The sequence below is a fragment of the Streptomyces sp. Ru62 genome (genome assembly GCF_002920615.1).
GTDB lineage: Bacteria > Actinomycetota > Actinomycetes > Streptomycetales > Streptomycetaceae > Streptomyces.
This window is the reverse complement of record NZ_PQSU01000024.1, coordinates 117,298-130,179: the sequence shown is the minus strand read 5'-3', so window position 1 is coordinate 130,179 and position 12,882 is coordinate 117,298. Positions and strand designations below refer to the sequence as shown.

Annotated in this window: 12 protein-coding genes; 2 read left to right on the top strand and 10 right to left on the bottom strand. The window is 71.0% G+C overall.

The genetic code is table 11. The annotated features are described in order from the left end of the window. From C3492_RS29765 to C3492_RS29755, 3 genes are read right to left on the bottom strand one after another with little or no spacing between them, the layout of a single operon-like run. Positions 1 to 570 (bottom strand): flavin reductase family protein, encoded by a 570-nt coding sequence (locus C3492_RS29765; RefSeq protein WP_258055961.1) that lies wholly within the window; start codon positions 568 to 570, stop codon positions 1 to 3. A gap of 1 nt (position 571) precedes the next feature. Further along, a complete protein-coding gene (locus tag C3492_RS29760; protein WP_258055960.1) occupies positions 572 to 1,846 on the bottom strand; it encodes a cation:proton antiporter in 1,275 nt (424 codons plus the stop codon). Continuing rightward, positions 1,846 to 3,393 (bottom strand): tryptophan halogenase family protein, encoded by a 1,548-nt coding sequence (locus C3492_RS29755; RefSeq protein ID WP_103815723.1) that lies wholly within the window; start codon positions 3,391 to 3,393, stop codon positions 1,846 to 1,848. The genes C3492_RS29760 and C3492_RS29755 overlap by 1 nt, the downstream gene beginning before the upstream one ends. Positions 3,394 to 3,618: 225 nt before the next feature. On the opposite strand from C3492_RS29755, the gene C3492_RS46140 reads away from it, so the two are divergent. Beyond that, positions 3,619 to 4,341, top strand: coding sequence for a response regulator transcription factor (locus C3492_RS46140; protein ID WP_258055959.1), 723 nt, complete (start codon positions 3,619 to 3,621; stop codon positions 4,339 to 4,341). 159 nt (positions 4,342 to 4,500) lie between these two features. Here C3492_RS46140 and C3492_RS29745 read toward each other — a convergent pair whose 3' ends face one another. The 3 genes from C3492_RS29745 to C3492_RS29730 form a co-directional block, all read right to left on the bottom strand. Next, positions 4,501 to 5,136 carry a LysE family translocator gene (locus C3492_RS29745; RefSeq protein ID WP_374938386.1) on the bottom strand — a complete coding sequence of 212 codons (636 nt, stop codon included), beginning with the start codon at positions 5,134 to 5,136 and terminating at the stop codon, positions 4,501 to 4,503. Positions 5,137 to 6,156: 1,020 nt separating this feature from the next. Continuing rightward, positions 6,157 to 7,488 (bottom strand): DUF6397 family protein, encoded by a 1,332-nt coding sequence (locus C3492_RS46980; protein WP_219822102.1) that lies wholly within the window; start codon positions 7,486 to 7,488, stop codon positions 6,157 to 6,159. A 125-nt stretch (positions 7,489 to 7,613) separates the two neighbouring features. After that, a complete protein-coding gene (locus C3492_RS29730; RefSeq protein WP_103815719.1) occupies positions 7,614 to 8,027 on the bottom strand; it encodes a roadblock/LC7 domain-containing protein in 414 nt (137 codons plus the stop codon). Between the two features lie 91 nt (positions 8,028 to 8,118). Between C3492_RS29730 and C3492_RS29725 the strand changes: the two genes are divergently transcribed. Then, positions 8,119 to 8,547: a PPOX class F420-dependent oxidoreductase gene (locus C3492_RS29725; protein ID WP_103815718.1), complete on the top strand. Its 429-nt coding sequence runs from the start codon at positions 8,119 to 8,121 to the stop codon at positions 8,545 to 8,547. A gap of 9 nt (positions 8,548 to 8,556) precedes the next feature. Here the strand turns inward: C3492_RS29725 and C3492_RS29720 are convergent, their stop codons facing one another. From C3492_RS29720 to C3492_RS29705, 4 genes are all read right to left on the bottom strand, one after another. Next, entirely contained in the window at positions 8,557 to 9,159 is a 603-nt protein-coding gene (locus C3492_RS29720) for an ATP/GTP-binding protein (RefSeq protein WP_103815717.1), read from the bottom strand. 230 nt (positions 9,160 to 9,389) lie between these two features. Next, a complete protein-coding gene (locus tag C3492_RS29715; RefSeq protein WP_103815716.1) occupies positions 9,390 to 9,803 on the bottom strand; it encodes a DUF742 domain-containing protein in 414 nt (137 codons plus the stop codon). 19 nt (positions 9,804 to 9,822) lie between these two features. Next, positions 9,823 to 10,260 carry a roadblock/LC7 domain-containing protein gene (locus C3492_RS29710; RefSeq protein WP_103815715.1) on the bottom strand — a complete coding sequence of 146 codons (438 nt, stop codon included), beginning with the start codon at positions 10,258 to 10,260 and terminating at the stop codon, positions 9,823 to 9,825. Next, positions 10,257 to 12,875, bottom strand: a complete 2,619-nt coding sequence (locus C3492_RS29705; RefSeq protein WP_181140612.1) for a nitrate- and nitrite sensing domain-containing protein — start codon at positions 12,873 to 12,875, stop codon at positions 10,257 to 10,259. The genes C3492_RS29710 and C3492_RS29705 overlap by 4 nt, the downstream gene beginning before the upstream one ends. Between the last annotated feature and the right edge of the window lie 7 nt (positions 12,876 to 12,882).

The window sequence follows — 12,882 nt, the reverse complement described above, 5'->3', positions numbered from 1 at the left end:
TCACTCCTCGTCGGCTGGGTCCGGCCGGGACCGGCCGGGCTCCGCCACGCTACCGCTCGTCGGCCAGGCGGCGTACCGGCGCAGCCCGTACAGCAGCGGGGGCCGTCCGTGCTCGGTGCGGACACTGACGCGGAACACCCGGCCGAAGACGATGGTGTGGTCCCCTGCCTGCCGCACCCCGTCGACCCGGCAGTCGCCCACGGCGTGCGCGGCGTCCAGCAGGTGTGGGCCGGCCGCCGCGTCGGGCAGGTGCCAGGCCGTCCGCCGGAACCGGTCCGGGTCGCCCGAGGCGAACAGTTCCGCCACGTCCCGGGCAGAGTCGTGCAACAGGTTGACGCTGAACGCTCCGGTGTGCTCCAGCGCGGCCAGCGTGGGACTGCCGGTTCGTACGCAGACCAGGAGCAGGGGCGGGTTCAGGGACACGCTGCACAGGGACGAGCACGTCATGCCCCAAGGCCGGCGAGCGCCGTCCAGGGCCCCGATGACCGCGACGCCGGTGGGAAACAAGGACATCAGGGTCCTGAAGTCGCCCTCACCCACCGTCGTTTCCCGGATGGCCGTGGCAGACATGTCAGGCCTTGTCATGAGACAGCTCCTCGGACGCGGAACGTGGCAGGGCCCCGGTGGCGGGGAAACGGTGGTCCGCGAACGACAGCAGCGGGCCGGTGGCAGCCGTGGTCACGAGCGCCATCAGCAGCATGACGAGGAAGAGCCCGGACGAGAGGATCCCGGCCGACAGTCCGGCCTGGAGTACGGCGATCTCCGTCAGGCCCCGGGTGTTCATCAGCACCCCGAAGCGCAGTGCCGTCCCGATGGGCAGCCGCGCGGCACGCGCGCCGGCGTAGCCGCCGCCCAGCTTGGCCACCGTGGCGAGAAGCAGAACCAGGGCGAGGGTCACCCAGGAGAAGCCGTCCGGCCCGTCAGTGGCCGTCCGGAAGCCAACCGTCACGAAGAACGCCGGGACCAGGAGCAGGCCGCATCGCTCGACGCTCCGTACGGCTTCGGTCCGCGGTCCCTGTTCGCCGTCCCGGGGAACGGCGAGACCGACCAGCACCGCGCCGAAGATCGCTGTGAGTCCCGCCCGCTCGGTGGCCAGGGCCGCCGCGATCGCGACCGCGCCCAGGGTGGCCGCGGCGGCGGCCGGCCACCGGGCGCACAGCCTGCCGACGGCCTTCCGGCCCAGCAGCCGCCGGAGCGCCACGGCCACCGCCGTGCCGACGGCGATCACCGCCGCGGAGCGGACGACCTGCCTGCCGCTGCCCGCGGCGGCGGCCAGGGCGGAGGTGAGGAGCAGCCAGGTCAGGGCGTCGATGGAGACGGCGACGAGGAGGGACAGTCGGCCCTCGGTGGTGTCGGCGATGTCCCGGTCGGTGAGGATCCGCGCCAGCACCGGAACAGCCGTGACGGCGAAGGCGGTGGCCAGCAGCAGCACCAGCGCGGCGGTGGGTGCCGTACCCCGCTCCCCCGCCGCGTCCCGCCACACCACCCACACGGACACCAACGCCCCGGCGATCAGCCCGGGCAGCAGGGAGCCCGCCAGCAGCCAGCCGTAAGAGCACGGTGACACCTCGCCGCGCCGCGGGCGGGCGCTGTGTCCCACGCCCGTCAGGTACAACGCGAGCCCGGCCAGGCCGATGGTGTGCAGATGGCCGGTGACCCCGGACGGCAGCGCCGTCTCCACGAGGCCGGGTCCGGCGGCCGTCGTCAGGACGGGGACGACGACGAGACCGAGGGCGATTTCCCCGATGACGGGTGGCTGGCGTAACAGCGTCGCCGCTCGGCGGGCCGGCCGGGCCGCCAGGAGCACCACGGCCAGCACCACCATGGCGTGGAGGGCTGCGACCATCAGCGCAGCCCCGAGAGGTACTCCACTTGGCTGGGCAGCGTGTCGACCAGCTTCCGCGCCTGTTCCCGGACCCGGGCCAGCTCGGCCCGCGCCGCACGGGTGTCGAACAGGTCCAGCGCGGGCGGGTGGCGCAGCGGGATGCCTCCGAGGCCGAGGGCCATGCAGACGTAGCTGTAGGGCTCGAAGGCGTGGTAGTAGGGGTAGGTGGTGTCGTTGTCGGGCAGTTTGCTCTGCCATTGCTCCATGCGTACGGCCATGTCCTCGGGCACCGCGCGCTTCTTCGCGTCGCGCCAGTAGTCGTTGTCCACGCGCGCGGCGCCGCGGTAGTGCAGGATCAGGAACTCCCGGACACCCTCGATGGCCCGGGCCGTGCTGAGGTTGTAGGTGTCGCGCAGCACCGGGTCCCTGTCCGTGCCGGGGAAGTACCTGACGAGTTGTTCGATCGCGTGCTGGATGAGGAAGATGCCGGTCGACTGCAACGGTTCGACGAAGCCGGCGGAGAGTCCGATGCCCACGCAGTTGTTGACCCAGGCCCGGTGGGAACGGCCGATCCGCATCCGGATGTGGTTGGCCTCCAGGTCCGCGGCGGCGGGCCCGACGAAGTCGCGCAGGACGCGTTCGGCCTCCTCGGGCTCGCAGTAGTCGGCGGCGTAGACGTATCCGGTGCCGACCCTGTCGTAGAGCGGGATCGTCCAGATCCATCCGGCGTCCTGAGCGGTGGCCGTGGTGCACGGCCTGATGCCCCGGACCGCGGTGTCCACGGGGACCCGCAGCGCCACCGCGCGGTCATTGGGGAGTGAGTCCTGGAAGGAGATGAAGGGCTCACCGAGTGCGTCGCCGAGCAGCCGGCTGCGGAAGCCGGAGCAGTCGACGTAGAGGTCCGCGGTCAGGTCCCCGTGCTCGCGGGTGACGAGACGGTCGATCCAGCCCCGCTCGTCGAGGCGCACGTCCACGACGTCGTCGATGATCCGGTGGACACCGCGTCCGACGGCGTGGCGGCACAGGTAGTCGGCGAGGAGCGAGGCGTCGAAGTGGTAGGCGTAGGGGAACTGCGTGTTCTGTTCGGCGAGCGTGGTCCGGTAGAGCGGACGGTCGGGGTCCTCGTCGAAGTCCTGCTCGAAGAGCCGGTGGTCCAGATACCTGGGGGACGCCTTCGCGTCGCAGAGCCACGGTATGAGGAAGCAGTCCCGGTCGAAGCGGCCCGTCCCGCCGACTTTCTGCCACCAGTCGGTGAGTGGCACCCCGTCGACGACCCGCATCCGTTCGAACGGATGGTAGAAGTACGTGCCGGGCGCCCGCCAGTTCTCCAAGCGCACCGCCAGCTTGTACGTGCCGTTGCACTCCGGCATCCAGTCGGCCTCGCTGAGACCGAGGTAGTCGAAGAAGTGGCGGACCGTGCTGAAGGTGGCCTCGCCCACCCCGATGGTGCCGATACGCCGGGACTCCACCACAGTGATGTCGACTCTGTCCGCGAAGGCCGCCCGCAGGTAGGAAGCGGTCATCCACCCAGCCGTTCCACCACCCAGGATCACCACGCTCTGTGTCATGGCTCGTGACTCTAGGCGTGATCTCCGGGTGGCGTCTTCGGTAGATCGGACGGATCACGGCAGGCCGGGAGCCGAACGGACTAGGCCGAAGTGACCGGCTCTCCCCCTTTCCGCATTTGCCAGCTGAATGTGGCAAGAAATCGTGTGCTCCGGGTCGCGGCCGTGGGATTAGATGAGGCGTGTTCGACTCTGTCCGTAGCCGCTACTCGCGGTGCAGGGGGGCTCGTGGACGAAGTTCGATCCGACCGGAATCCAGCGTCGAGCGGCTTGGCCGGCGGTGAGAAGCCGGAACCATTACGGATCTTCCTGATCGATGATTCGAGCCTGGTGCACGCCGGGCTCGCGCATGTTCTGCGCCAGTACCCCGACCTCACCCTCGTCGGCAGCGCCCGGGACAGCCCGACGGCACTCGAAGCCACCCTCGACTCCGCGTTGGACGTGCTCATCATCAACACCGCGTGCCGGTCCATCGACGTGGTGGACCTGATGCACCGGGCTGTCCACTACTCCGGTTCTGGTGTCTCGCGCATGCTGCTGGTGACCAATGATGCGAACGATCCCATCCGCGCGGATGCCGACAAACTAGGCGCCGGGGGTGTGGTGCTGGCCTGGGAAGAACCGGAATTCCTGGTGTCCGCCATCAGGCTCGTCTCCGGAGGATACCGGATCGGCATACCTGACCAAGAGGAGCCCGACAACAGGCCGCCCCCCAGGAAGTCCGTCCGCCATACGGCACTCGACCTGCTCACGCTCCGCGAGCGACAAGTGCTCAAGCTCCTGGCGCGCGGCATGAAGAACGCCGAGATCGCCGGAGAACTGGTGGTCAGCGAGAGTACGGTCAAGACACACGTGCAGAATCTGCTGATCAAGCTTGGCCTGCGGAATCGGGCCAGCGCGGTCGCGGTCGCATACGAACTGGGCATCACCCAAGGTGAATGGCCGCGGTGATGTGGTCGAACGTGTCAGCTGAGGCGACCGCTCCGGCACCCCGGATCCCGGCAGCCGGATCGCCGACCGTATGCCATCGACTATCCGGTCGGCTGAATCCCTGCGCGCCTTACACGAGGCCGGCGGGCCGGTCCCCTGACTCCCTCATTCGCGCCTCCCTCATTCGCGTCCGCTGAACGCCAGCCGGATTCCCAGTCCGACCATCACCACTCCCGACGCTCCACCGATCCACGACAGCCGACGCGGTGACCTCGCGAGCCAATTGCGGGCCGTTCCCGCGAGAAGGCCCCATGTCGCATCGGAAACCAACGCGATCAGGACGCAGATCAGGCCCAGCAGCAACAACTGCACCCGGACATTCCCCGCCGAGGAGTCGACGAACTGCGGCAGGACCGCACCAAAGATCAGCAGGCCCTTGGGATTGCTCACCCCGACGATGAAACCTTCCCGGAAGACCCGTCCCGGACGGCCGGCCGACGCCGCGGCCCGCTCCTCCACCACCAGCAGCTTGCGGTGACGCCAGGCCTGGACACCGAGATAGACGAGGTAGAGAGCGCCGGCGAACTTAAGGATCGAGAAGACCAGGAGGGATCGCGCAAGTACCTCCCCCAACCCGAACGCCACCAGTACGACCTGAACAAGGAGTCCCGCCTCATTCCCCACCGCAGTGGATACGGCGGCCCGTCGCCCCAGCGCCACCCCCCGGCTCACCACGAACAAGACGCTCGGCCCCGGCACAGAGATCAGCACGGTCACCACGGTCAGGAAGACAGCCAGACGATCTAATCCGATCACCACCACAGGATACGCGCCCCGCCCTCGTCGCCCTGCGGTTCGAGGAAATCAGCGGCTCTCTCATCCTGGTCTTGTCCACCGTGCTCGACAACAAGCAGCCTTCTCCGACAAAGCATCTGCGGTATTTGGGAGAGGCTGCTCCAGGGCAACAGGACAACACCGGGGCGCGCACGCACTCTTTCGTGATCACGCTACTCGTGCACCCCATGAGATCGCGTCGGCCGCGGCGCGAGTGCCTCGATCCGGCCACGGTCGCCCACCTCGGGCCAAAGGCGGCTACAGGGTCGAATCCGGTGGAGTGGGAGAGGGCCGGGCGTGCGCTCGAAGGCGAGACCGCCTGCCGGAGCGGGGGCGCTCCAGCAGGAGACGCCGAGGACATGCGGGTGTGTCCTGGGCCGGCGCGGCCACGGGCCGCCGGGCCGCTGCCCCAGCCGCGGCGGGCGGTGTCCGGCACCGACTTGTCCCTTGATGCTGTGGTGGACGGCCGCGATCTCGACGCCGCCGAAGCCGGCCTGCGCGATCTGGTCGATCTCGCGGGCGACCTTGTCGGGGCCGACGAGGCCGTCCGACCACCACCAGCCGATGCCACGGTCTCCGAGCCCGCCGACAGTCACCGCCCCGCACTGGTCACTGGGGGCGCGAGCAGGGCGTCGGCGCGGGTAGTTGAGCAGCCACCTGCTCGGCTCGGAGCAGTCGCCGTTCCGCGTGGTACCGGCGGAGCGTGCCACCGCGCCCGGGAAGACCCCTGCCGGAGAGTTGATCCACGCGGCGTACGGGCGGTCGCATGGGTGGCGCCCCGTCGTAGGCGGTGTGACGGGAACGCCACGAACACGGCCGACAGGCCACCGCAGCCGCCCGGAGCCGGAATTCCAGAAGTAGCGGACCGGCAAGGGGGTTGGGTAACGCCTCTCGCGCACAGCCCGCAGGGCGCGCTTGGGTGGGTCAGCGGCGGGGTGACGGTGTAGCCGGCGCCTGTTCAGGGGCCTGGAGCAGCTGGCGACGAAAGCGGGCACCGGCTGTTCAGACCCCGGCGGGCCGTGCCGGCCGTGCGCTTCTCCGCCGTAGCCAGGCCCGAAGACCGCGGGGCGAGGGCGTCGGAGCGGGCTGCGCCGGCTCGTGGTCGCGAGGGACCGGTGGCACCGCCGGCCGGACGGCCTGCTCCCGAGGAACGACGTACAGGTCCCTGGGCCGCACCCGCGACTCGGGATGCCGCACAGCTGAACCCGTGGGCGCTGTCGCCGCCTCCATGAGCTGTGTCGCCACCGACTCGGGAAGCCGCGTCCGCATCCGCAGCACCCGGGGTCCCAGCTCCGGGGGCCGTGTCGCCTCCTGCGGATGCCGTGTCACCGAATCGGGGAGCGGTGTCGCCGTCTCCGGGGACGGTGTCGCCCCGCGCACCGGCTCCGGGGACCGTACTGTCGGCTTGGCAGGCGGCGCCGCCGACTCCAGGGACCGTGCGGCCGGCTCCCACGGCCTCGTCGCCTCTTCCGTGGGCCGGGTGACCGTCCGTGCCATCGGTGGGATGGGTCGTGCGACCGCTCGCATCGCCGGCGGAACCCGGTGAGTGGCCGGGCGCGGGGCCGGCGAGTCGTCGCGGGCCTCCTCGACCGAGCGCGCCAACTCGCTGCGCAGCCAGCCGACCTCGTCCGCGTCCTGCGCCGTCATGATCCGCTCGGCAAGATGCGCCGAAGGGGATCCGGAAGCCCCGTCCCCTGGTGACGCGGGCCGGAACCGGTGCAGATGAGCGCGCTCGTACGGGTCCTTGACGATGTCGGCGACCTCGACCGGCGCGAGGAAGGCGGCCATGGCTCCGGCACGGGCCCACGGGTCCTCGGCCTGCCGCAGCAGGAATCCGACCTGGCGTGCGCGCCAGTTGCGGGCCCGCAGATCCACTCCCGCCGCCAGCTGGCCCCTCAGGGTCTCGGGCGTACGCCCCTTGAGCAGGTGCGCGTGCTCCGGGCTCGCCGTGAACTGGCGCAGTTCCTCAGCGAGGTAGAGCCAGACCACGGCACGATAGCGGTTCAAGTAGAACTTCACGGGCACGAGCAGGCCCAGTCGGGCGAGACGGCTGAACCGGCCGGCCGGGATCTCCATGAGGGCGGCACCCTCCGCCGTACCCACGACTTGCACCCGTTCGCGCAGGGATTCGGGGAAGCCGTCCTGCGCGCGGAGGCGCTCGATCTCCGCGTGCTCCACGCGCCGACCTCCTCCGCCGCCCTCGTCGGGCACGGTCCGGATGCGACCGAGTTGGACAGCGAGGTCGAACTCGGCTCGCTTGAGCCCCAGTTCGCGAGCGGCACGGCTCGGCGTGCAGACGCTGGGACGGGTCGGGCCGAAGGTGCTTGCCGGCATGGTCGTACTCCCCCGTGGAGTCGGTGGCTCACGCCTCGTGCGTTCGCCGTGTACTCACCGTAGCCGGTTCGCCGCATCTCGTGGCGAGCCTGTGGATAACTCCACGGGGGCAGGAAAGTCGCAGGTCAGAGGTCTGTGGTGGGAGAGCTCTCGGGTTTTCTGGCGTCGACGCCGAGGTGTTCGCCTACCCGGTTGACGAGCAGGGTCATCTCGTAGGCGATCTGGCCGATGTCGACCTGGGCCCCGCTGAACACGCACAGACAACTGCCGGTGCCGGCCGCGGTCACGAACAGCACGGCCTCGTCGTACTCGATCATCGTCTGGCGCACCCTGCCCGCGCCGAAGTGGCGTCCCGAGCCCTTGGCCAGGCTGTGCAGCCCTGATGCCACGGCGGCAAGATGTTCCGCGTCCTCGCGACGTAACCCCGTGCTCGCCGCGGTGACCAACCCGTCGTTCGACAGGACCAGCGCGTGGCGTACGTGGTCCACCCGCTCGGTCAGATCGTCCAGGAGCCAGCCGAGACCCTGGTTCTGCGCCATGTCCGTCTCCCCGTGTGTCGTCTCCCCCTGGCTGGAGGAACTCCCCGCAAGCCTTCCCCACGACCGGCATGCGAGCAAGGAGGATGGGCCCATGGCAGAGAAGATGACCGATGAGGAATGGCGGGCGTTCGTCCTGGACGGCACTCGCACCGGCAAGCTCTCCACCGTCCGCGCCGACGGAAGCCCGCATGTGGCTCCGGTCTGGTTCCTGATGGACGGCGACGAGTTGGTGTTCAACACCGGTAAGAACACCGCGAAGGGACGCAATCTGGCCCGCGACGGCAGGGTGGCCCTGTGCGTGGACGACGACCGTCCGCCGTTCCACTTCGTGGTGCTGAACGGCCGTGCCCGGCTGTCGGAGGACCTTGCGGAGGTACGCCTGTGGGCGACCCGGATCGCCGCCCGGTACATGGGCGAGGACCGCGCCGAGGAGTACGGCGCCCGCAACGGCGTTCCGGGTGAACTGCTCGTCCGCGTGTCCATCGACAAGGTGCTGGCCATGCGGGACGTCGCGGCCTGAGCGGCGGGCTCAGCCGACGGAGTCCAGGAGCCGGGCGGTGTGCATCCGTCCGGCGTACTCGACGAGCCTGATCAGGACTTCCTTGCCGGAGTCCCGGTCGCGTGCGTCGCACAGCACCACGGGTGTGCCGCGGTCGAGATCGAGCGCGCGGGAGACGTCCTGGGCGCCGTAGGAGCGGGCTCCCGTGAAGCAGTTGACGGCCACCACGAAGGGGATGCGCCGGTGCTCGAAGTAGTCGACGGCCGGGAAGCAGTCCTCCAGTCGCCGGGTGTCCGCGAGGACCACGGCGCCGAGGGCGCCTTGGGCCAGTTCGTCCCACAGGAACCAGAAGCGGTCCTGTCCCGGTGTGCCGAAGAGGTAGAGCGAGAGGCCGGAGCGGATGGTGATGCGGCCGAAGTCCATGGCCACGGTGGTGGTGACCTTCTGGTCCACACCGTCGGTGTCGTCCACCAGTTGGCCCGCTTCGCTGAGCAGTTCCTCCGTGCGCAGCGGCCGGATCTCGCTGACGGCCCCCACCAGGGTCGTCTTGCCGACGCCGAAACCACCGGCGACCAGTATCTTCAGCGCCAGGGCGGAGGCGTCGCCGACGGTGTCGGAGTGCTCGGAGACCATGATCACTTCTCTCGGGAGGGCCGGTCGCGGCCGGCGTCCGCGTGCTCCGGGAGTGGAGGCAGCATCATGACAACGGAGATGCGGGTCGGGGCGAGGGGACCGAAGTACACCTGATATGAGCGGCTCGGGCCCGATCCTTGGCGCAACGCGCCCGGATCGGACGGACCGGGACCCGGTCGGGCGTACAGATGCCGACACGGCGAGGCGTACGGCGGTGTCCGGACGTTCATCTACAGTGCTCGCAATCCCGCGATGACCTCGCGCAGAATCCGTTCGTCGGGCAGGTGCGCCGGTGGCACGGGGCGGCTGATGGTCACACAGCCGAGTTCCAGGAGGTCCCCGAGAAGCACCCGGACCACGCCGACCGGAAGGTCCGCGTCCGCGGCGAGTTCGGCGACGGACTGCGTCTCGGGGCGGCACAGGTCGATCAGGGTCCGGTGTTCGGGGCCGAGCGCGGTGTCGTCGTCGAGCGCCGGTGCGGCGGGGTCGAGGGTGACGAGTGCGATCAAGTCGAAGCGCACTCCGGTCGGCCCGGGCTGGGTCCGGCCACCCGTCATGGCATACGGGCGGACCAGGGGTCCGGCCTCGCCGTCGTACCACTGGCTGCCCGGCTCCCGGGGCTCGCCGGTCGGGTTCTCGGTCATCGGGTGCCGCCTTCCCGGCTCATCCTGCGGCGGGCGGTTGTGCCGCGGCGCGCGGCGCCGTGTAGAGGTGCTCGCCCACCTGTTTGACCAGGCGGGCCATCTCGTAGGCGACCAGCCCGATGTCGGCGGTGACCGCGGTGAGCAGGGCGAGGCAGGAGCCGTCACCGGCCGCGGCCACGAAGAGGAACGCGTCGTCCATCTCGACCATGGTCTGGCGCACTCCGCCCGCTCCGAAGTGCCGTCCCGCGCCCTTGGCGAGGCTGTTGAAGCCGGAGGCCACGGCGGCGAGGTGCTCGGCGTCCTCCCGCGCGAGGTCGGTGGAGGCACCGACCGCCAGGCCGTCGTTGGAGAGTACGACGGCGTGCCGTACCTCGCGCACGCGTGTCACCAGGTCGTCGAGCAGCCAGTCCAGTTCGCCGGACCGCTGGCCGGTCCTCGGTGTCGGTTCCTGGATCATGCCGGGTCTCCTTCGCTGCTGTGACTGCCCGTTTCCGGTTCCGGTGCGGTGCCGCGGCCGGGCCTCCTGCCACCGCCGCGCGCCCAGCCGTCGCGGTATGCCGCCATGCGGTCCCGTACGAGTTCGGGGGTGCGCCGGTCGTCACCGTGGCGGGCGGGCTGCTGTACCGGCTCTTCGGGGCGCTGGTGGCGCAGTTGCGGGGCGAGGCTCGCCTGGCGCACACGGCGCGGGAGATCGTCGGAGGGCTCGGAGGCGTCCGGCGAGCGGTGCAGTCTCAGGGTGGTGACGCCGGGGGGCGGGGGTTCATGGACGGCGTCGTGGGAGCGGGCCGCCGTGCCGGTGCCGTCCGGGTCTGGGGCCGGCCTGGTGGTGTGAGCGTCGGGCGCCTTCCCGGTGCTCTGGGGCCCAGGTGTCCGCGCGGTGCCGTGCGGGCCGGGTGCGGTGGCTGCCAGGGCGGGACGGTCCGGCCACGGGGTGACAGCGGCTTCCTGGGGCGGGGTCGCGCCGGGTACGCGCGCGTAGGCGCGTTCCTCGTCGGGTCGGGCCTGTTCGCCCCGGCGGGTGGACGATTCGGCCGAGCCGCTGTGCAGCAGGGCCTTCGGCAGCAGGACCACGGCGGTGGTGCCTCCGTACGGTGAGGTCCGCAGATGCACCTTGATGTCGTGCCGGGAGGCGAGCCTGCTGACCACGAAGAGTCCGAGGCGGTCGCTGTCGAAGAGGTCCAGCGCCTCTGACTGTTCGATGCGGCGGTTGGCCTCGGCCAGGGTCTCGGCGCCCATGCCGAGCCCCCGGTCCTCGATCTCCAGGGCGTAGCCGTTGCCGACGGGTTCGCCGGTGACCCGCACGCGCGTGTGCGGTGGTGAGAACTGGGCCGCGTTCTCGACGACTTCGGCGAGCAGATGGGTGAGGTCGGCCACCGCCGCGCCGATGACGTACGCCTCGGGGAACTGGCGTACCTCCACGCGCGCGTAGTCCTCGATCTCCGAGACGGCGGCGCGTACGACGTTGGTCAGGGACACCGGCATCCGCCAGGCCCGGCCGGGCGCGGCGCCGGACAGGATGATCAGGCTCTCCGCGTGGCGCCGCATCCGGGTCGTGAGGTGGTCCAGGCGGAAGAGGTCACTGAGTTCGTCCGGGTCGTCGGAGCGCCGCTCCATGCTGTCCAGGAGGCTGAGCTGGCGGTGGACCAGGACCTGGCTGCGGCGGGCGAGGTTGACGAAGACCCCGGAGATGCCGCTGGCGAGTTCGGCGCGCTCCACGGCGGCGCGCAGCGCGGCGCGGTGCACGGTGGTCAGGGCCTCCGCGACCTGGCCGGTCTCGTCCTCGGCCGGCGGTCCGGAGGGTGCCTCGGCCCGGATATCGATCTCCTCGCCCGCGCGCAGCTTCCGCATCGCTTCCGGGAGTTTGCGGCGGGCGATCTCCAGCGCGTCGTTGCGCAGGCTCACGAGTTCCACCACGAGAGCCCGTCCGATGCGGACGGAGATGACGAGGGAGGCGGCGACGGCGGCGAGTCCCAGGAGTACGGCGGCTCCGGCCGGGCTGAGCAGGCCGCGGGTGACCGGGTCTGCGCGGCCGGCGACGGCGCGGCCCGCACCGGCCGCGATGGTCCGCATGCCGTCCTGTACGCGCGTATGTGCGGCGCTCCAGGCGGCTTGCGGTTCCTTGTCGATGTGGACGCCCGGTCCAGCGGCGAGCAGGTTGTTCTCGGCGGTGCCCAGAGTGGTGTAGGAACCGCCGGCGGTCAGATCGCGCCAGTCGGCGCGCTGGGCGGCGGGCAGATCGGTGACCGCGGTCTCGGTGAGGGCACGGCGCGTGGCGACGGCGGCGCCGAAGAGCCGCAGTCGCTCCCCCTGCAGGGTGCCGGCGGCCCGTGCGCTGCTCAGCAGGGCGTCCTCCTGGGCCAGTGCTTCGGCGGCGCGGGAGAATTCGAGCAGCACGCGCGCGTCGGAGGCGACGTCGGCCTGCTGGATGCCGGTGAGTGCGCCGTCGACCGCGAAGGCGGCACCGATGGTCTTCGTGTACTGCGCGTACACCTCGTCCCAGCCTGTCTTGTGCCCCTTGACGGCCGTTCTCAGTGTGCGGAGGTGCTCGGCCCCGGTGACGAAGACGCCGAGGCGCCTGGAGACGCCGGCGGGGAGTTCCTGGCTGTCGGCGACCGTGCTGTCCCGGCCGAGCCGCAACCTGCCCACGGCGCGGTCGGTGCGGGCCGCGAGGTCGTCGAGGTCGCCGCCGTCGCCGGCGCGGGGGTCCGTGGCGTAGCGGACGGCCGCGGTGCGCTCGGCCTGCAGGGCGGTGACGGCCGCGGCCACCGGGCTGCGCAGTTCGGCGTCCACCCGTTGCGACTGGCGCAGCCGGGCGACGTCCTGAGCGGTGCTGACGGTGGCGTACGCCCAGAGGGCGAGCAGGGAGACGACGGGCACCATCAGAAGGCTGACCACCTTGGCGCGAACGGTGCTTGGCCGCAGGTGCCGGCGGCCTCCACGCGCGCGTGCGGAGTCCGGCGGCGGGCCGGGCGTGCGGCGGCCCTCGTCGGCGGGCGGTCCGGCGTGCGCGCGGCGTCCGCGCGGACGGTGTGCCGGGGCGGCGGCGTTCTGGGGTGTTCGGGGTGGGCGCATGGCCTCC